Source organism: Pseudomonas koreensis (assembly GCF_024169245.1).
Lineage (GTDB): Bacteria > Pseudomonadota > Gammaproteobacteria > Pseudomonadales > Pseudomonadaceae > Aquipseudomonas > Aquipseudomonas koreensis_F.
The window spans coordinates 4,266,539-4,285,748 of the sequence record NZ_JALJWP010000001.1 but is presented as its reverse complement, the minus strand read 5'-3'; the positions used below and the strand labels follow the sequence as shown (position 1 = coordinate 4,285,748).

Below are 19,210 nucleotides of genomic sequence, written 5' to 3'. Positions count from 1 at the left end.
GGATTCCTCTTTACTTGGCGGCCATGCGCAAGGCGCCGTCGAGACGGATCACCTCGCCGTTGAGCATGCTGTTTTCAATGATGTGGCGCACCAGCGCGGCGTATTCGGCGGGCTTGCCCAGACGTGGCGGGAACGGCACGCCGGCGGCCAGCGATTCGCGCACCTCCGGGGTCATGCCGGCCATCATCGGCGTTTCGAAGATGCCCGGGGCGATGGTCATCACGCGGATGCCGAAGCGCGCCAGTTCGCGGGCGGCTGGCAGGGTCAGGCTGGCGATCGCGCCTTTCGACGCCGAGTAAGCGGCTTGGCCAATCTGACCGTCGAACGCTGCGACCGAGGCGGTGTTGATGATTACTCCACGCTCGCCGTCCGCATTGGCTTCGCTCTCGGCGATCGCCGCCGCAGCCAGGCGCAGCATGTTGAAACTGCCGATCAGGTTGACGTTGATCACTTGGGCAAAACTGCTGAGGGCGTGCGGGCCGTTCTTGCCGAGAATCTTCTCACCGCGAACGATGCCAGCGCAGTTGATCAGACCGTTGAGGCTGCCAAACGCGGCGACGGTCGCTTGCACAGCGGCTTCAGCGGCGGCTTCATTGCTGATGTCGGCAACCACGCTTTGCGCGCCGAGGCGCTGGGCCTGAGCGGCGACGGCTTCGGCGTTCATGTCGACCAGCATGACTTTCGCACCAGCACTCACCAGCAATTCTGCGCTGGCGGCACCGAGGCCGGAGGCGCCGCCGGTGACGATAAAAACCTTGTTCTCGATCTGCATGACGGTGTTTCCTTGGATTCAAGCTGAAACGTTGTGCGCCGCGGCCTCTTGAGCCTTGGCGATTTCCTGGTTGCGCAAGATAAAGCGCTGCAATTTGCCACTCGGGGTCTTGGGCAATTCGCTGACAAATTCGATTTCACGCGGGTACGAATGCGCGGCCAGACGCTTGCGCACGTGTTGCCGCAGTTCTTCGGCCAGCTCCGGCGCGGCGCGGTACTGCGCACTCAGCACGACAAAGGCTTTGACCAGTTCAGTGCGTTCCGGATCGGGTTTGCCGACGACCGCCGCTTCGACCACGGCCGGGTGTTCGATCAGCGCACTTTCCACATCGAACGGGCCGACGCGGTAGCCCGAGGTGGTGATCACGTCATCGCTGCGGCCGACGAAACTGATGCTGCCGTCGGGGTTCCACTCCACGGTGTCGCCGCTCAGGTAGTAGTTGCCGACGAAGGCCTTGGTCGGCGCGCCTTCGTAGCCGCCGAACCAGCACATCGGCGACTGCGGGCGGTCGATGGCGAGAATGCCCGGCTGACCGACGCCGAGTTCGTTGTACTGCTCATCGAGGACAACGATGCGATGGCCGGGCGAAGCGAAACCGGCAGCGCCGACATGCACCGGATGCTCGAGGCCATGGTGGTTGCACAGCACCATGCCAAGTTCGGTCTGGCCGTAGTGGTCGTGTATGACCACATCGAGGTTGTCGGCGAACCAGCGAATCACTTCCGGATTCAGCGGCTCACCGGCGCTGCTGACGATGCGCAGTCTGCCCTTGATCGATCTGGCGAACTCTTCGCCCCCGGCAATCAACAACCGATATGCGGTGGGCGAACCGGTGAGATTGGTAATGCCATATTTGTTGATCACCCGGCAGGTGCTTTCGAGGGTGAACGGGCCATCGTAGAAAGTGATCGGATGACCCAGCGCCAACGGCCCGGTCACACCGAAATAAATGCCATAGGCCCAGCCCGGATCGGCGACGTTCCAGAAAGCATCTTGGGGGCGCAGATCCACCGCATCGCGGGTGTAGCTTTGAAAGGCAACAACGGCTTTGAGCGGCACCGACAGCGCTTTCGCCGGACCCGTGGTGCCCGAGGTGAACATCAACAGGAACGGGTCTTCGCCGGTCAACAACAGCGGTTCGCAGACATTTGAATAGTTGCTCAGCTCGGCCCAGAAACTGAAATCACCACGAACGATGCCCTGCCCTTTGCCGCCGGCAACGGTGACGATGGTCGGGCATGCGCTGACTTCGCTTAGCTTGGGCCGGTTGACCGCATCGGTCACCACGACTTTTGCCCCCGAGCTGTTCAGGCGATGTTCGAGGGCTTTCGGCCCGAAGGCGGTGAATAGCGGCTGATACACCGCGCCGATGCGCCAGGTGGCGAGAACAGTGACCAATAATTCGACATTACGCGGCAGCAGCCCGGCGACCTTGTCACCCTTCTGCACGCCTTGGGCGAGGAGGAAATTGGCGAAACGCGCGGCTTTGTCTTGCAGATCAGTGAAGGTGTAAGTCGCACTTGAGCCGTCGCGACCTTCCCAGAACAACGCGATGCGACCAGGCAAGGCATGGCGGTCACAGCATTCGACGCAGGCGTTGAGTGCCGCCAGCGTGCCGCTGAGTGACGCGTCGACGGTGTGCTGATAGTTGAACTGTTCGGTGGCAGACAAGTAATCGCGCATTGCCAGAATCCCTCGGTGTTTTTATTAGGCTGGGAACCGTAAACAACACAGGGATAGTCGCGCCGCGAGGGGCTTGGGGCAATGGTCAAAGTTATCAAAGTAGCTGACTGGTTTGGCCAAGAGGTTGGGGCCGCATCCCTTGTAGGAGCTGACGAGTGCAACGAGGCTGCGATCTGTTGATCTTGATTTTCACCACCAGATCAAGATCAAAAGATCGCAGCCTTCGGCAGCTCCTACAGGGGAACGCATTTCCAAACCGTGGGAGCGAGCCTGCTCGCGAAGGCGTCGGATCAGACAACCTCATTCAGGATGAGCGTGCGGTAATGCCCCGGGTTCGACCCCGACCACTTGCGAAACGCCTTATAGAACGAGCTCACATCAGCAAAGCCCAGCCTCGCCGCAATCTCGACAAAACTGATCGAAGGCTCCGCCAGCCAAGTAATCGCCAGCTCCTTGCGCACGCTGTCCTTGAGCCCCTGCCAGGTCTGCCCTTCCTCGGCCAGACGCCGGCGGAATGTCGACGCGGACATGCACAGCTGCTGGGCCAGCGTTTCGGTTTCCGGCCAGTGCTCGGCGGGCAGTTGCCGAAGATCCTGCTTGATCCGGCTGGCGAGGCTGTCGGGATCACGGTACTTGACCAGAATGTTCGCCGGCGCCTGGGCGAGAAAGCGCTTGAGTTCTTCGGCGCTGCGCTTGATTGGCAGGTCGAGGCAGTCGGCGGAAAAAATCATTCGCGTGCGCGGCCGTTCGAAACGCAGGTTCTCCGAGAACATCACCCGATAGTCGTCGGTGAAATCCGGTTCGGCGCAGCGCAGTTCAATCGCCAGAATAGGAATCCGCCGCCCGGCCAGCCAGCACGCCACGCCGTGGACGATCATCCAGTAAGTGAAATAGGTGAAGGCACGGCGCGGTTCGGCGTCGTCTTCGAGCAGGACGATTTCGGCAAGGCTCTGCTGATGCACCAGTTGCGCCGGCAGTTTTTCCAGCATTAGCGAAAGGAAAGCCAGACCAGTGTCCAGCGCTGCCGCCAGCGTCGGTTGCGCCATGGCGCTGCGACACAGGAACGCGAGGCTGCCGGACTTGAGCCTGCGCGGGTCCATGCCGAAGAACTCATCATCGCCGCGCCGGGCCAAAAAACGCCAGAGCCTGGCGTATTGCGAGGCCGGCACCCTGCCCTCGTCGGCCGTTAAAAGCGCCGGATCGATGCCGACCTTGCTCAACGCCTCATCCGTGGCTGCGCCCGCAGCACAACTCTGCAGCAGCGCCTCGCGCACCAGTTGAATGGCAATGGTGTCTTTTTCCGCCATGGAGCGAGGTGAGCCTTGTTGTTTTTCGGTGATGGGCATCTTAACCCAGCCTCTCTGACCCAATACAAATCCCTTGTAGGAGTGAGCCTGCTCGCGATAGTGGTGTATCAGGCACATTTCCTTACTGACAGACCGCTATCGCGAGCAGGCTCACTCCTACAGGGGATCTCTGCGGGACGAAGATGGCGTTCGTTCAGCTAAGGTTCAGCTAAATGTCAATGAATGCCATTTGGGAATGAGTGTCATTATGTTACAACTTAGCCACCTATCTAAATCGTTGTGGCTGCCGAATGCTCGTTCCCTTTTTGATCATGTTGCGCGAAGGCATCGAGGCCGCGCTCATCGTCGGCATCATTGCCAGTTACTTGCGGCAGACCGGCCGCGGTCAATGGATGCCAGCTGTATGGATCGGCGTCTTCCTCGCTGCCGCCCTCGCCCTGCTGGTCGGCGGTGGCCTGGAATTGGTCAGTGCCGAGTTCCCGCAAAAGCAGCAGGAGCTGTTCGAGGGCATCGTCGGTCTGGTCGCGGTGGGCATTCTGAGTTCGATGGTGTTCTGGATGCGCAAGGTCGCGCGGTCGATCAAGCATTCGCTGCAAGCCTCACTGGATGAGGCGCTGGCGGCCTCCAGGCATCAGGTGATTGCGCTGATCGCCATGGTCTTTTTCGCTGTCGCTCGCGAAGGCCTGGAAACCGTGTTTTTCCTGCTTGCCGTGTTCCAGCAGAGCGAAGGTCCGGGCGCGCCGATCGGCGCCCTGCTCGGCCTGATTCTGGCAGTGATGGTCGGCTTCCTCATCTACAGCGGCAGCATGCGCCTGAATCTGTCGGCGTTCTTCAAGTGGACCGGTTTGTTCATCCTCGTGGTCGCCGCCGGCATCCTTGCCAACTCGGTGCAGGCGCTGCATGAAGCCGGGCTGTGGAATCACCTGCAGACCGTGCTCTTCGACTTCAGCGCGACGCTGCCGATGGACGGCCCGCTGGGCTCGGTGCTGGCCGGCATGTTCGGTTATCAGGATGCGCCGACCGTCAGCACCCTCGGCGCCTACCTGATCTATCTGCTGCTGGCGCTGGTGATGTTCTTCATGCCCGCGCCCCGCCAAGCGCCGTCAACGACTTCCGTTTCCAGCCAATAAGGGCATCCATGTCTGATATTCAAACCCCTCCGGCCTTGCGTTGGGCGCTGGCCGGCTCGGTTCTGCTGATGATCGCCGCCGGCGGGCTGTTCTGGTACGCCTCGAACATGGCCGCCACCAAGCGTCAGCACAACCACGACGAAATCGTCGTCAACATCCATCCGCACAGCTGCGAGCCGAATGCGCTGACCGTGCCGGCCGGCCGCGCCAGTTTCCGCATCGTCAACCGCTCCGAGCGCGCGGTCGAGTGGGAAATTCTCGACGGCGTGCTGGTGGTCGAAGAACGGGAAAACATCGCGCCAGGCCTGAGCCAGGTGATCAACGCCAACCTGCAACCGGGCGACTACGCGATCACCTGCGGCTTGCTCAGCAACCCGCGCGGCACTTTGCACGTGACGCCGACGGCCGCTTCCGATGCCGCCGCCAAGGCCAAGCCGTCGATGGTGGCTTTCGTCGGGCCGCTGTCGGAATTTCGCGTGTATCTGGCCGTTCAGGGCAGTGCCTTGATCAAAGCGGTGACGGCGCTGGATCAGGCGATCGCCAGCGGCGACCTGACTCAGGCGCAAGCGCTGTACCTGCCGGCGCGTGCTGCTTTTCAACGTCTGGCGCCGGCGGCGCAGCGTCTGGCCGAGCTGGATAATCACATCAACGCCCGCGCCGATTATTTCGAGAAGCGCGAGCAGGATCCGGCGTTTGTCGGTTTTCATCGCCTCGAATATGCCCTGTTCCAGCAGCGCAATCTTGCTGAGATCGCGCCGATCAGCCAGCGGCTGGTCGCCGACGTCACAATGCTCAAGCAGCAGTTGCTCGCGCAGTCGCTGCCGCCGGAGCAATTGGTGAGCATCGTCGTGCGCAACCTCAACAGCCTCGCCGAGGTGCGCGCTGGCAGCGGCGAAGAAGAACGCTACAGCCACAGCGATCTCAACGGTTTCGCCGCCAACGGGCAGACCGCACGCAAGGTCGTCGACCTGTTGCGACCGATGCTGAGCAAATCCGCTGCCGACCTGTTGCCGAAGATCGACCAGGCGCTGGGCGACTTCGACAGCCAGCTCAACACGTTCAAATCCGCCGACGGCTACGTCAGTTACGACGCCGTGACCGCCGCGCAACGCCAGCAGATCGCCGCCAAAGCCAAGGCCCTGGCCACGGCACTGGATGGCATCGACCCCGCCCTCGGCCTTTCCGGCCTGTAAGCAGAAGACCACCCGATGAACGATTCAGAACCTCTCAACCTGCACCGGCGCCGCGTGCTGATGGGCATGGGCGCCGCCGGTGTCGCCCTCGCCGGATCGGCCCTGAGCTGCCCGGCCATGGCCGCCACACCGGCACAAGTCACCGAAGCGCCGAGCAGCGACAAGACCGAAGACCGCCACGAGTTCCACGGCGTGCACCAGACCGGCATCGTCACCCCGCGCCCGGCCTCGGGCATGCTGGTGGCGTTCGATGTGCTGGCCAGCGATCGCGAAGACCTCGAGCGGCTGTTCCGCACTCTCAACGAACGCATCGCGTTTTTGATGAAGGGCGGCCCGGTGGCGCAGATCGATCCGAAACTGCCGCCGCCGGACTCCGGTATCCTCGGCCCGGTGGTCACCCCGGACAACCTGACCATCACTGTTTCCGTGGGGGACTCGCTGTTCGACGAACGCTTCGGTCTCGCGGCGGCAAAGCCCAAGCGTCTGCAACGCATGGTCGGCTTTCCCAACGATGCGCTGGACGCTGATTGCTGCCATGGCGACCTGAGCCTGCAGTTCTGCGCCAACACTGCTGATACCAACATTCATGCGCTGCGCGACATCGTCAAGAACCTGCCCGACCTGCTGCTGGTGCGCTGGAAGCAGGAAGGCAGCGTACCGCCGCAAGCGCCGGCCAAACCCGGTGCACCGGCACAGTCGGCGCGCAACTTTCTCGGCTTTCGCGACGGTTCGGCCAACCCCGATTCCAACGACGCCAATGCCATGCAGCGGATTGTCTGGGTGCAACCGGGCAGTGACGAGCCGGCCTGGGCTGCCCATGGCAGTTATCAAGCGGTACGCATCATCCGCAACTTCGTCGAGCGCTGGGATCGCACGCCCTTGCAGGAGCAGGAAAGCATTCTCGGCCGGGTCAAGAGCAGCGGCGCGCCCATCGGTGGCCACACTGAAAGTGAAGTACCGGATTACAGCAAAGATCCGGCCGGCAAGCTGACCAAGCTCGATGCGCACATTCGTCTGGCCAACCCGCGCACTGCCGCGACCCAGGCCAACCTGATCCTGCGCCGACCGTTCAACTATTCCAACGGCGTCAACAAGAACGGTCAGCTCGACATGGGCCTGCTGTTCATCTGCTACCAGGCCGATCTGGAACAAGGCTTTATCACCGTGCAGACCCGCCTCAACGGCGAACCGCTCGAGGAATACCTCAAACCGGTCGGCGGCGGTTATTTCTTCACCCTGCCCGGCGTAACCGGCGATGACGATTTCATCGGCCGCTCGTTACTGGCTGCCACCTCCCACAACAAAACCGCATGACACCCAACCGACACTGGAGCCGCCCCATGAAAAAGACGCCACTCGCGTTATTGCTGACCCTTGGTTTGCTCAACACCCCGCTGTCGGCGTTCGCCGCGACCGCGCCGCTGGATCTGGTGGGGCCGGTGTCGGATTACAAGATTTACGTTACCGAAAAGCTCGATGAACTGGCGAGCCACACCCAGCAGTTCACCGACGCGGTGAAGAAAGGCGACCTGGCCACCGCGCAGAAGCTCTACGCGCCGACGCGGGTTTATTACGAATCGATCGAACCGATTGCCGAGCTGTTCAGTGATCTCGATGCGTCCATCGACTCGCGCGTCGATGATCACGAGAAAGGTGTGAAGGCTGAAGATTTCACCGGTTTCCACCGGATCGAATATTCGCTGTTCGCGGAGAAATCCACCCAGGGTCTGGATGCACTGGCCGACGGTTTGAACAAAGACGTGCAGGATCTGCAAACCCGTGTCGCCGGCCTGACTTTCCCGCCGGAGAAAGTCGTCGGTGGCGCCGCCGCGCTGTTGGAAGAAGTCGCGGCGACGAAGATTTCCGGCGAGGAAGATCGCTACAGCCACACTGACCTGTACGACTTCCAGGGCAACATCGACGGCGCGAAGAAAATCGTCGATCTGTTCCGTTCGCAGGTCGAACAGCAGGACAAGGCATTTGTAGCGAAAGTCGACAAGAACTTTGCCACGGTCGACAAGATCCTCGCCAAGTACAAGACAGCGGATGGCGGCTTTGAAACCTATGACAAAGTGAAGGACAACGACCGCAAAGCGCTGGTCGGGCCGGTGAATACATTGGCGGAGGATTTGTCGATGATGCGCGGGAAGCTGGGTCTGAACTGAATCTTCAGCGCCTGTCAGGGCCCTATCGCGAGCAGGCTCACTCCTACAATTGGAATGCGTTCCCCTGTAGGAGTGAGCCTGCTCGCGATAGCGGTTTTCGCCACACTACACATACCAAACCCTAGAGAATCCGGTACAGCAACCGCTCAATCCTCACCCGACTCACCCGCTTGAGAAACTTCGCCACCCCTGCCGGGTAATCCGGCAGTGTCTCCAGGGTCTGGAAGCTGTCGATCCGCGTGGTATGGCGGAAGATGTTTTCCAGCTCTTTCGCCCGAGGCTCCAGCCACTCGCCTTTCGGATCCTCGATCAGCAGCGCATTTTCCAGGTCGAGGCGGAAGGCTCGCGGGTTGAGGTTGTTGCCGGTCAGCAAGGTGTAGCGCTGATCGATCCACATGCCTTTGAGGTGATAGGTGTTATCACCCTCGCGCCACAGATGCAGATTCAACTGGCCGCTGTCGATGCTGTGCTGATGGCGTTTGGCGAAGCGGCGCAGGCTGATCTCGTACAGATACGGCAGCGCGGCGATCACCTTGAACGGCTCGCTCGGTGGAATGTAGAAATCGTTGGCGGTCTTGTCACCGACCACGATATCGATCTTCACGCCACGAGCCAGCGCACGGTTGATCTCGCGGATCACGCCCAGTGGCAGATTGAAGTACGGCGTGCAGATGGTCAGCTGCTTTTGCGCGCTGGCGATCAGTTCGAGAATCGCCCGGTTCAGCGGGTTGTTCTTGCCGACGCCGAGCAATGGCGTGACCGACAGGCCTTCTCTACTGGTGCCGCCGGCGCTGGTGTCGTAGGTCGCGTATTTGAGGCGGCTGCGCAGGTCACCGATGTCGTTGCGCAGGCTGCGCGTGCTCGGCAGGTTCGGCAGGTCGAGGCGATGCACGGCTTTCGATTCGATCAGGCCGTGCTTGACCAAGTGATGCATCGAATCCGCCAACTGGCGACTGTGCAGCACGTGGTAACGGTCGAAGCGATATTTGTCGAGTTTGTGCAGGTAAACGTTGTTCAGGCTGGCGCCGCTGTAGACCACATTGTCGTCGATGACGAAGCCTTTGAGATGCAACACGCCGAACAGCTCGCGGGTCTGCACCGGCACGCCGTAGATCGGCACTTCGCTCTGATGCGCGCGGGTCATGTCCTGATACCAGGCAGCGTTACCCGGCTGCTTGCCCGCGCCGATCAGGCCGCGCTGGGCACGCAACCAGTCAACCACCACGGCGATTTCCAGCTCGGGACGCTTGAGTTTGGCGGCGTGCAGGGCATCGAGGATTTCCTGACCGGCTTCATCCTGCTGCAGATACAGCGCGACGATGTAAATGCGCTGGGTCGCAGCGGCGATTTGCTCGAGCAGGCAGCGTCGGAATTCGGCAGCACTGGACAGAATGCTCACCGCCTCGGCGGTCAGCGCGAAGCTGCGCAGTTTGGGCAGCAGAGAACGTTTGAAAAGCAACGGCATAAGGCTCGCAAGGTTCGATTCCGAAGAGTTTGAGAGCTTACACCATCGTCTGCGCCGGGTCTTCTCAGTGTCGGTTGAAATGCAGTCCCCTGTGGGAGCGAGCCTGCTCGCGAAAGCGATTTCACAGACGCAATACATATCCGCTTGACCAAGGAGAACATCCGTTCTACTGTTCGTCGCATGAACGAATCAATCAGCAATGACACACGCGACATCATTCTGGATGTCACCGAAAAGTTGATCTACAAAAGTGGCATCGCTGCCACCAGCATGGATCTTCTGGTGAAGACCGCCGGCGTCTCCAGAAAAAGCATCTACCGCTACTTTGCCGACAAGGACGCGCTGGTCGTCGCAGCCCTTCAGCGACGCGATGTTCGCTGGATGCACTGGTTCACAAATTCTGTCGATCAGGCCGAAACCCCGGCCGATCGTCTGCTCAACCTGTTTACAGTGCTCAAGGGCTGGTTCGACTCGGAAGGCTTTCGCGGCTGCGCCTTTATCAACACCAGCGGCGAAACCGGCGATCCACAGGATCCAGTGCGGCTGGTGGCCAAAGAACACAAACAGAAGCTGCTCGACTACGTGTGCGAGCTGTGTACCGAATATGGCGCCGAGGATCCGCAAGTGCTGGCCAGACAGTTGCTGATTCTGATTGAAGGCGCCATTACCGTAGCGCTTGTGATGGGTGATCACAGTGCCGCCGATAATGCGCAATGCATGGCGCGTAAGTTATTGGGCCTGTAACTCTAAACACGCCGGACCCGTTGTTATTTCATCAAATGAATCAGGAGATTGAATATGTCTGCTGCAGCCCAGGTACGTCCGCCATTGCCACCGTTCAATCGTGAATCGGCCATCGAAAAAGTGCGTCTCGCTGAAGATGGCTGGAACACCCGCGATCCGGAAAAGGTCTCGCTCGCCTACACCCTCGATACCAAATGGCGCAACCGCGCCGAGTTCGCCAACAGCCGCGAAGAGGCCAAGGCGTTCCTTACGCGCAAATGGGCGAAAGAACTGGATTATCGCTTGATCAAAGAACTGTGGGCCTACTCCGACACCCGTATCGCCGTGCGTTATGCCTATGAATGGCACGACGACTCGGGCAACTGGTTCCGCTCGTACGGCAATGAGAACTGGGAGTTCGATGACAACGGCCTGATGTTCCAGCGCTATGCGTGCATCAATGACATGCCGATCAAGGAAAGCGAACGCCAATTCCACTGGCCGCTGGGCCGCCGGCCGGATGACCATCCGGGGTTGTCTGACCTCGGTCTCTAATGTCAATGGGTTCCCATGTGGGAGCGAGCTTGCTCGCGAAGGCGCTTCTTCAGTCGATACAAATGTCACTGTGATACCGCTTTCGCGAGCAAGCTCGCTCCCACAAGTTGGCCGGCTCACCTCAGAATAATGTTAAGCATGGGACCTTGTGGGAGCGAGCCTGCTCGCGAATAGGCCCTACGGCTCGCCGCATCAGTTCGATACAGGTAACATAACCGCCCTCCCCGCAGCTCACGTTCTGCGCCTTGCCGAATAAGCCGACTCCATGCCTTTCGAACTCAGCGTTGACCTCACCACCCTGGCCATTCTGGCTGCCGTTGCCTTTCTTGCCGGTTTCATCGATGCCATTGCTGGTGGTGGCGGTCTGTTGACCACGCCGGCTTTGCTGACAGCGGGCCTGCCGCCGCACCTGGTGCTGGGCACCAACAAGCTGAGTTCGACCTTCGGTTCGGCGACCGCCAGTTTCACCTTCTACAAGCGCAAGCTGTTTCACCCGCGACAATGGACCCACGCGATCGTCGGCACTCTGGTCGGCGCGCTCACGGGGGCGGTGGTTGCGCATTACCTGCCCGCCGAGTGGCTGAACAAGATGCTGCCGGTGATTGTCTTCGCTTGCGGTGTGTATCTGCTGTTTGGCGGCACGCCGAAGGCGCCGCTGGACAGCGATGCGCCGATCAAAAAGAAATGGCAATCGACCCAAGGCTTCAGCCTCGGCTTCTACGATGGCGTTGCCGGACCCGGCACGGGCGCGTTCTGGACGGTGAGCAGTCTGCTGCTGTACCCGATCGATCTGGTCAAGGCCAGCGGCGTGGCGCGGAGCATGAACTTTGTCAGCAACATTGCGGCGCTGTCGGTGTTCATCTTCTCCGGTCAGGTCGACTGGATCATTGGTCTGTGCATGGGCCTGTCGGTGATGGTCGGGGCTTTCTTCGGCGCGCGTACCGCGATCAGCGGCGGCGCCAAGTTCATTCGTCCGGTGTTCATCACCGTGGTGCTTGGCCTGACCGTGCGCCTAGCCTGGCAGCACTGGTTCAGCGTGGCCTAAGCGCCGCGCTACGTAGACATCGATCAGGTACCGGGCAATCGAACGCGACGCCGGCAACGGCGGCAGTTCATGCACGTTGAACCACTGCGCGTCTTCGATCTCGTCTTCCTGACAGACAATCTCGCCACCGGCGTATTCGGCATGGAAGCCGAGCATCATCGAATGCGGGAACGGCCAGCACTGGCTGCCGACGTACTGGATGTTCTTCACCTCGATCTGCACTTCTTCGCGCACTTCGCGAATCAGGCAATCCTCGGCCGATTCCCCCGGCTCGGCGAAACCGGCCAGGGTGCTGTAAACCCCTGTGACGAAGCGCGGTGAGCGCGCCAGCAGGATCTCGTCGCCACGGGTGATCAACACGATCATGCTCGGTGAGATTCGCGGATAACTGCGCAGATCGCACGGCTGGCAATACATCGCGCGCTCGCGCGGCACCTGCGTCATCGGCTGGCCGCAGTTACCGCAGAAGCGATGCTCGCGTGCCCAGGTGCCGATCTGCGCGGCATAACCGAGCACCTTGTACAGCGTGTGATCACCCTCGAGCATGAACGCGCGCAGGCCTTTCCAGCCGCAACCGGGCACTTCGCTGACGCTGCGCAACTCGAGCAGATAGACCGGTTCGCCATCGAGATGACCAATGCCGTGCTCGGCAAGGACCGCAAGGTCCTGGCGCTTGAGCCATTCGCGCGGGAACAATGCGCCGTTGTCATCGAACAGAAAGCCTTCCGGGCTACGCGCTACGGCCCAGCCGCCGGGTTGATCGGTGTCGAGTACTGCAGTGGTCCAGCGAGAGATCATGGTTAACTCAATCCAGAAATTCGGGTTTCTGTTTGCTCATATGGGCGGCCATGGCCACGCGCAGATCGGTGGATTGCAGCATGGCGGCGTTCCAGGTGGCAACGTATTCGAGACCATCGTCGATGCGATGGTCGCGCATGTAGCTGATCATTTCCTTGGTGCCGGTCACGGCAATCGGCGACTTGGCAGCGATGTCACGGGCAATGTCGAATACGCCTTCGAGCAGCGTGTCCTTGTCGCCGTAGACGCGATTGACCAGGCCCATGGTGCGCGCTTCTTCGGCACCGAAGGTACGACCGGTGTAAGCCAGTTCGCGCAGCATGCCGTCTCCGATGATTCGCGGCAACCGTTGCAACGTGCCGACGTCGGCGGCCATGCCGATATCGATTTCCTTGATCGAGAACTGTGCGTCCTCGGCGGCGTAGCGCATGTCACACGCTGCGATCAGATCGATGGCCCCGCCCAGGCAATAGCCCTGAATGGCGGCAAGCACCGGTTTGCGGCAATTGTCGACGGCGTTGAACGAAGCCTGCAGGTTGAGGATCTTGCGCCGCAACAGGCGTGCATTGCGGCCCACATCCTTGCCCAGTTCATTGGCGACGCCGGCGAGCATCATCAGGTCGATGCCTGAGGAAAAATGTTTGCCATTACCGCTGAGAACCACCACGCGGACTTCGTCGGTGTCGTCGATCCATTGAAAGATCTCGACAATCTCACTCCAGAACGCAGCGTTCATCGCATTTATCTTTTCCGGCCGATTGATCTGCACGTGTGCGATGTTATCGGCCAGTTCGACGCTGAAGGCGGAGTATTGAGTCATGGCAGTGGTCCTTTACCGGGCTGGAAAATAAGGCCCGAACTATAACAAGGCAACGGGGTGGCGGTTCGGCCAAATGCGGGACTGCCTGGCGCACTGATTCTGTAGGAGCTGCCCAAGGCTGCGATCTTTTGGGACGCAGAGCGTCCCGGGCTGCATTCCCACGCAGAGCGTGGGAACGATCGACCTCAGATCGAGGGTTTCAACCCCAGCTTGTACAACGAGCCATTCTCGTCATCCGTCAGCACATACAAATAGCCGTCGGGTCCCTGGCGCACATCACGGATGCGTTGATTCAACTCACCCAGCAGACGCTCCTCATGCACGACCTTGTCGCCATCGAACTGCAGGCGAATCAGTTCCTGGGACACCAGCGCGCCGATGAATGCGTTGTGCTGCCATGGCTTGAAGCGATCGGCATCGTAGAACGCCATGCCAGTGACACCCGGTGACTTCTCCCAGACGTGATGCGGTGCCACAGTACCTTCGGCAGTTTTACCCTGCGCCTCCGGAATCGGCTGCATCGAGTAATTGATACCGTGGGTTGCCAACGGCCAGCCGTAGTTTTTACCGCGCTCGATGATGTTCACTTCATCGCCGCCACGGGGCCCGTGCTCGTTCTCCCATAACGTACCGGTCCACGGATTGAGCGCCGCGCCCTGCGGATTGCGCAGACCGTAGGACCAGATTTCAGGCCGGACACCGGATTGGCCAACGAAAGGGTTATCGTCCGGCACTTTGCCGTCGGGGTAGATGCGCACGACTTTACCTTGCAGCTTGTCGAGATCCTGCGCGGTCGGTCGGTCGTTGTTTTCACCCAGAGTGATAAACAGATAGCCATCACGATCGAAAACCAGCCGCGACCCAAAATGGTTGCTCACCGACAGTTTCGGTTCCTGCCGGAAGATTACATTGAAGTCCTTCAGCGTCTTCAAGTCCTCGGAAAGTCGTCCGCGCCCTACCGCTGTGCCAGCCTTGCCGCCCTCGCCACCGCCCTCTGCATACGACAGGTAGACCATGCGGTCCTGCTTGAAGTCCGGCGACAGCACTACATCGAGCAAACCGCCCTGCCCTTTGGCCCAGACTTGTGGCACGCCGCTGATCGGCTCCGACAATTTGCCGTCCTTGCTCACGACGCGCAGACGGCCCGGCCGTTCGGTCACCAGCATGCCCTTCTGATCGGGCAGAAACGCCAGCGCCCACGGATGTTCCAGGCCTTGGGCAATGGTGCTGACTTCAAGGATGCCCTGTTCGCTTTTCAGCTCTTTGGGCGCGGCGGCGAATGCCGGGGCGCTGATCAGCGCGGCGGCGCAGCAAGTGGCTAGAAGGGTTTTACGCAACATGCACGATTCCTTTTGTTCGATTGAAGGGCTGACAGAACTTTAGTCCTGCCGTTCAACGGTTGCTGCCGGTGCCCCGTGAGGGCGGGTTGGGAATGAAGGTCGGTGGATTGCTCGGCACCGAGCGAATCGGCTGACCGTTACCGATGCCGCGATTTTCCACGGTCGGCTGACGTGGCACGGGAACGGTGTTCGGCCCGCGAAGGGGCGGCGCGCTGGGCTGGGTGCCCTGCATGCTGTTGGGATTGGCCCGGCGGATCGGGCTGTTGTAGGGATTGTTGCTATTGCCGGTGGGGCTTTGCGCCAGCACGACGTCGGCATGAACCAGACCGCCACTGAGGGCCAGGACGGCGATGCCAATCAGAAACCGGTTCATGAGAAATGCCTCTCGATGTGCGTGGACTAGAGCCTTGGAGCCCACGCTACGCCGTGGGTTCGGATTTGTTAACCCTCGCCCCTTAAACAACATGTAACACGGGTTGACCGTGTCGCCGGAAGCCCCCGCAATCATTGGAAACTTTCTCGCCGCGCCACGGGTCACCTGATCATCACTCGGAGGACAGGTCATGGCTCGGGCAATCTGGAAAGGCGCAATCAGTTTTGGACTGGTACACATCCCCGTGGCGCTGGTTTCAGCGACGTCGTCCCAAGGCGTGGACTTCGACTGGCTCGACAGCCGCAGCATGGACCCGGTGGGCTACAAACGCATCAACAAGGTCACCGGCAAGGAAGTCACCAAAGAAAATATCGTCAAAGGCGTGGCTTACGAAAAAGGCCGCTACGTGGTGCTCAGCGAGGAAGAGATCCGTTCCGCGCACCCCGTTTCGACGCAGACCATCGACATCTTCTCGTTCGTCGACGCCGAACAGATTCCGCTGCAGAACATCGACACGCCCTACTACCTGGCGCCGGACAAACGCGGCGGCAAGGTGTACGCGTTGCTGCGCGAAACCTTGAGCAAAACCAACAAGGTCGCCCTCGCCCGCGTCGTCCTGCACACGCGCCAATACCTGGCGGCATTGATGCCGCTGGAGTCGGCGCTGGTTCTGGTGAAGCTGCGCTGGCCGCAGGAAGTACGCAGCCTCGATGAATTGGCGCTGGGCAGTGAAGTGACCAAGCCGCAACTGGCCAAGGGCGAGCTGGACATGGCTAAACGTCTGGTTGAAGACATGACCGCGGAGTGGACGCCGGAGGATTACAAGGACGAATTCGAAGACAAGATCATGGCCCTGGTTGAGAAGAAGGCCCACGAAGGCAAGATCGAGGATGTCGAGACCTCCACTGGCGAGGAAGAGCGCAAGACGGCCGATGTTATCGACCTGACCGAGCTGCTCAAACGCAGCCTCGGCGGCAAGGCACCGGCCAAGCCCAAGGCCAAATCGACCACTAAAGCGGCGCCGGCGAAGAAGACTCGGAAGGCGTCTGGGGAGTAAGTGTTGCATCAGGTAGAGATTTTTTGAATTCAAGGCCGCATTCGCGAGCAAGCTCGCTCCCACAGGGTTTGGAGTCGGATGCAATATTTGCATTCACATCAAATGTGGGAGCGAGCTTGCTCGCGAAGAGGCCGGTACTGACACCGCAAATCTTCAGATCAGAATAAAGATCGCCAACAACGCCGCAAAAATCGCCCACTTCTCCAGGTAATACCGCGTGCGGTTGCGCTTCTTCAGCTCTTTGCCGCGCAAGCGGATCTTGTAGATCCTGGTAAACAAACGGTTGATGCCACCGGTCTTGTCCCCAGCATCATTCGGCGCGCCTGCTGCCGACATCACCGTGCGACTGAACCAGCGATTGAACGCCGCCGCCCAGCGGTATTTCAGCGGCCGCTCGATATCGCAGAACAGGATGATCCGGTTCTGCTCAGTGGTGTTTTCCGCGTAATGAATAAACGTCTCGTCGAACATCACCGCTTCGCCATCGCGCCAGTGATAGTTCTCGCCATCGACGTTGATGTAGCAGCCAGGGTCGTTCGGCGTATCCAGGCCCAGGTGATAGCGATAGGAACCGGCGTAAGGGTCGCGATGGCGCACCAGCTTCGAGCCCGGCGGCAACTCGGCAAACATCGCCGCCTTGATCGAGCCGATGCTCTGCACCAGCTCGGTGGTGCGCGGGCACAGCTTCATAGCCGACGGATGACTGTCGCCGTACCACTTCAGATAAAAGCGCTTCCAGCCAGTCTTGAAGAAGGAGTTGAAGCCGACATCGTCATACTGGTTCGAACGCTTGATTTCGCCGGCACGCAGCAGGTTCTGGCCTTCCTCGCGAATCTCTTCCCAATGGGCCTGCAACGGGCTCAGATCGGGAAAATCCGCCGGGTTCAGATACGGCTTGTTCGGCATTTTCGAAAAGAGGTACAGGAAGCAGTTGATCGGCGCGAGAAACGTCGAGTGGTCACTCAATTGCCGCCCCAGCTTGTGGCGCACGCGTCCACGCAGGTGAACGTAAGCAATGGAGATGACATAAACAGCGGCAATGATGAGTTTCACGGAAAAGGGTCACACGTCAAAAGTGAACAAACTGCGCGCGTGGCGGCCTTGGGCCCAGCGTCTTATGCAGCGGTCTTGATGCACAGGGCGCGTCCTTGGCCCGCGCCGTTTCCGGGCGCTCGGTGAAAGGATGGCATTTTAGCCACACTTTGTAACCGATAGTGAACCCTCAACTGTGAAAAACTGTCTTGCACTACTTTTGTGTAATGCCTGCGCGATTGCCAAAGCAGGCGAAACGCCCGCTGCTCATTTCGATGGAACCACGCTTCACATGCGCTCCTCTATCGCTTACCAATAATGGAGGAACCCCCATGATCGCCCCAGAAACCGGTATGAAACCAGGTCAGCGCTATCGCATTGAAAGCGTCGAGCGCGCGCCGCAATTCTCTGGCTTTTTTCTCGATGGAAAGTATTACCTGGGACCTGAATTGCAGACCGCCGTCGGCTGGCTTGAAGGGCAGACTTTCTATTACGACCAGCTCGACCCGACCGGTGAGCCGGTGTATCCGGACAGGATTGCCGGCACGATTGAGGGGCTGACGTTGGTAATGGCGGACGGCTTACGCCTGGAAATCGAAGAAACGCCCTATCTGGCTGAAGCTGCTGCGCCGGTGCGCGCATCCCTCGCCGGGCGGGTCGAGCGAATTTCGCGGCAGCCAATTCGCCCTTCGCCACTGCTGGTAGCCGGGGCTGCGATGCTGGTTGGGGTTTGCCTGCTGACACTCTCGCGCATCAGAAATCGATAAGGCCACCGGCACGAGCAGTGGCCCAATCGTCGGTCACTGCTCGCGGGTTACCGTCAGCGCGACCACCGCGATTCGCTCGGCGCGCTCATATTCAGGCTTGAGCAATTCCTCGCTGAACACATCCGGATCGAGCTCGCGATAGGTCCAGCCGAAACGCTCGTTCTTGAGCAGCGGCGCAACCGCCTCGCGGAACGGATCCTTGCCGGCAACAATCGCGACGCCGGTATACACCAGCAACGTGCCGCCGACTTCCAGACGCGGCAACGCCTCGCGCACGATACGCACCGACAAGCCCTCGCCCAGTGCCCCGCCGCCGTGACGATAGGCGCGCTGTTGCTGGTCGTTCATGTATGGGGGGTTGGCGATGATCAGATCGAACTGCCCTTCGACGCTGGCGAGCAGATCGCTGTGATACACCGACACATTGCTGGCCCCGGCCAGCTCGGCGTTGACCGCACTCATGCGCAACGCCTGCGGGTTGATGTCCACGGCCCACACCTCGGCATCCGGCCGCGCCTTGGCGATAAGCACCGCCCCGGCGCCACTGCCGCAGCCGATATCCACCGCACGTCTTATCGGCGAGAAGCGTTGCTGCAACTGCGCTTCGATGGCCTGGGAGAAGCGGTAGGTATCCGGACCGAAGAACACTGCGTCGCTCGCCGTCGTCGGAAACGCAGAGTGAGCAAATAACCGGTCATTCAGCGTCGACCAGCGCACCTGGCTGCGCCATACGGCGCCATCGCGTTCGACTATGCCAGCCTGCTCCAGGCTGGCCAGTTCGTCTGCGCTGAATAGCTCGGCAGGAAACGGCATCGACCAACCGAATACGTCGCGCAGATCCTTCGCCAGCGGCGTGGCGAAGCGCTGCAGAAAACGTTCGTGGGTCAACGGCGTTGGTGTGATGAAGTGATAACTGCTGTCGAGCAGGCGCTTGCCCAACTCGAACAGCGCTCTGTCCGATGTTTCTTGTGCCGACATGAAAGCT

The 19,210-nt window shown here is 60.3% G+C and carries 19 protein-coding genes; 9 read left to right on the top strand and 10 right to left on the bottom strand.

Translation table 11 applies throughout. From position 1 onward, the window contains the following. Nucleotides 1–10: 10 nt before the first annotated feature. The 3 genes from J2Y90_RS19010 to J2Y90_RS19000 form a co-directional block, all read right to left on the bottom strand. Nucleotides 11–772: an SDR family NAD(P)-dependent oxidoreductase gene (locus J2Y90_RS19010; RefSeq protein ID WP_253501781.1), complete on the bottom strand. Its 762-nt coding sequence runs from the start codon at nucleotides 770–772 to the stop codon at nucleotides 11–13. Nucleotides 773–790: 18 nt separating this feature from the next. Further along, nucleotides 791–2,455, bottom strand: coding sequence for an AMP-binding protein (locus tag J2Y90_RS19005; RefSeq protein ID WP_253501778.1), 1,665 nt, complete (start codon nucleotides 2,453–2,455; stop codon nucleotides 791–793). A 290-nt stretch (nucleotides 2,456–2,745) separates the two neighbouring features. After that, nucleotides 2,746–3,762 (bottom strand): AraC family transcriptional regulator, encoded by a 1,017-nt coding sequence (locus tag J2Y90_RS19000; protein ID WP_253505242.1) that lies wholly within the window; start codon nucleotides 3,760–3,762, stop codon nucleotides 2,746–2,748. Between the two features lie 290 nt (nucleotides 3,763–4,052). On the opposite strand from J2Y90_RS19000, the gene efeU reads away from it, so the two are divergent. Genes efeU through efeO (J2Y90_RS18980) form a run of 4 tightly spaced genes read left to right on the top strand, consistent with a single transcriptional unit; the run spans nucleotide 4,053 to nucleotide 8,250 of the window. Next, nucleotides 4,053–4,892, top strand: coding sequence for an iron uptake transporter permease EfeU (efeU, locus tag J2Y90_RS18995; protein WP_253501774.1), 840 nt, complete (start codon nucleotides 4,053–4,055; stop codon nucleotides 4,890–4,892). 8 nt (nucleotides 4,893–4,900) lie between these two features. Next, nucleotides 4,901–6,085: an iron uptake system protein EfeO gene (efeO, locus tag J2Y90_RS18990; protein WP_253501771.1), complete on the top strand. Its 1,185-nt coding sequence runs from the start codon at nucleotides 4,901–4,903 to the stop codon at nucleotides 6,083–6,085. A 15-nt stretch (nucleotides 6,086–6,100) separates the two neighbouring features. Next, nucleotides 6,101–7,399 (top strand): iron uptake transporter deferrochelatase/peroxidase subunit, encoded by a 1,299-nt coding sequence (efeB, locus tag J2Y90_RS18985; protein ID WP_253501769.1) that lies wholly within the window; start codon nucleotides 6,101–6,103, stop codon nucleotides 7,397–7,399. A gap of 26 nt (nucleotides 7,400–7,425) precedes the next feature. Next, nucleotides 7,426–8,250, top strand: a complete 825-nt coding sequence (gene efeO, locus J2Y90_RS18980) for an iron uptake system protein EfeO (protein ID WP_083352772.1) — start codon at nucleotides 7,426–7,428, stop codon at nucleotides 8,248–8,250. A 121-nt stretch (nucleotides 8,251–8,371) separates the two neighbouring features. Here efeO (J2Y90_RS18980) and pssA read toward each other — a convergent pair whose 3' ends face one another. Further along, entirely contained in the window at nucleotides 8,372–9,715 is a 1,344-nt protein-coding gene (gene pssA, locus J2Y90_RS18975) for a CDP-diacylglycerol--serine O-phosphatidyltransferase (RefSeq protein WP_253501767.1), read from the bottom strand. Nucleotides 9,716–9,895: 180 nt separating this feature from the next. Here pssA and J2Y90_RS18970 point away from each other — a divergent pair, with 180 nt between their 5' ends. From J2Y90_RS18970 to J2Y90_RS18960, 3 genes are all read left to right on the top strand, one after another. After that, entirely contained in the window at nucleotides 9,896–10,459 is a 564-nt protein-coding gene (locus tag J2Y90_RS18970; RefSeq protein ID WP_253501765.1) for a TetR/AcrR family transcriptional regulator, read from the top strand. Nucleotides 10,460–10,513: 54 nt separating this feature from the next. Then, complete coding sequence (locus J2Y90_RS18965) at nucleotides 10,514–10,993, top strand: DUF1348 family protein (RefSeq protein WP_253501763.1); 480 nt, start codon at nucleotides 10,514–10,516, stop codon at nucleotides 10,991–10,993. 265 nt (nucleotides 10,994–11,258) lie between these two features. After that, complete coding sequence (locus tag J2Y90_RS18960; protein WP_101160301.1) at nucleotides 11,259–12,038, top strand: TSUP family transporter; 780 nt, start codon at nucleotides 11,259–11,261, stop codon at nucleotides 12,036–12,038. Here J2Y90_RS18960 and nudC read toward each other — a convergent pair. The 4 genes from nudC to J2Y90_RS18940 all read right to left on the bottom strand — a co-directional run bounded on the left by nudC (nucleotide 12,006) and on the right by J2Y90_RS18940 (nucleotide 15,369). Beyond that, nucleotides 12,006–12,836: an NAD(+) diphosphatase gene (nudC, locus tag J2Y90_RS18955; RefSeq protein ID WP_253501761.1), complete on the bottom strand. Its 831-nt coding sequence runs from the start codon at nucleotides 12,834–12,836 to the stop codon at nucleotides 12,006–12,008. The two genes, J2Y90_RS18960 and nudC, sit on opposite strands and share 33 nt — an antisense overlap. Before the next feature lie 7 nt (nucleotides 12,837–12,843). Further along, the gene (locus tag J2Y90_RS18950; RefSeq protein WP_253501759.1) at nucleotides 12,844–13,656 is read right to left on the bottom strand and encodes a crotonase/enoyl-CoA hydratase family protein; all 813 of its coding nucleotides are present in this window, start codon (nucleotides 13,654–13,656) and stop codon (nucleotides 12,844–12,846) included. Nucleotides 13,657–13,841: 185 nt separating this feature from the next. Continuing rightward, the gene (locus J2Y90_RS18945) at nucleotides 13,842–14,996 is read right to left on the bottom strand and encodes a PQQ-dependent sugar dehydrogenase (RefSeq protein ID WP_253501757.1); all 1,155 of its coding nucleotides are present in this window, start codon (nucleotides 14,994–14,996) and stop codon (nucleotides 13,842–13,844) included. Between the two features lie 52 nt (nucleotides 14,997–15,048). After that, nucleotides 15,049–15,369: a hypothetical protein gene (locus J2Y90_RS18940; protein ID WP_042609927.1), complete on the bottom strand. Its 321-nt coding sequence runs from the start codon at nucleotides 15,367–15,369 to the stop codon at nucleotides 15,049–15,051. Between the two features lie 190 nt (nucleotides 15,370–15,559). Between J2Y90_RS18940 and J2Y90_RS18935 the strand changes: the two genes are divergently transcribed. Beyond that, entirely contained in the window at nucleotides 15,560–16,426 is an 867-nt protein-coding gene (locus J2Y90_RS18935) for a Ku protein (RefSeq protein ID WP_253501754.1), read from the top strand. Nucleotides 16,427–16,579: 153 nt separating this feature from the next. Here the strand turns inward: J2Y90_RS18935 and lpxO are convergent, their stop codons facing one another. Further along, nucleotides 16,580–17,479 carry a lipid A hydroxylase LpxO gene (gene lpxO, locus J2Y90_RS18930; protein ID WP_253501751.1) on the bottom strand — a complete coding sequence of 300 codons (900 nt, stop codon included), beginning with the start codon at nucleotides 17,477–17,479 and terminating at the stop codon, nucleotides 16,580–16,582. A gap of 311 nt (nucleotides 17,480–17,790) precedes the next feature. Between lpxO and J2Y90_RS18925 the strand changes: the two genes are divergently transcribed. After that, nucleotides 17,791–18,225, top strand: coding sequence for a short chain dehydrogenase (locus J2Y90_RS18925; RefSeq protein ID WP_253501742.1), 435 nt, complete (start codon nucleotides 17,791–17,793; stop codon nucleotides 18,223–18,225). Between the two features lie 33 nt (nucleotides 18,226–18,258). Here J2Y90_RS18925 and J2Y90_RS18920 read toward each other — a convergent pair whose 3' ends face one another. Further along, nucleotides 18,259–19,203: a methyltransferase gene (locus J2Y90_RS18920; RefSeq protein WP_253501738.1), complete on the bottom strand. Its 945-nt coding sequence runs from the start codon at nucleotides 19,201–19,203 to the stop codon at nucleotides 18,259–18,261. Nucleotides 19,204–19,210: the final 7 nt, after the last annotated feature.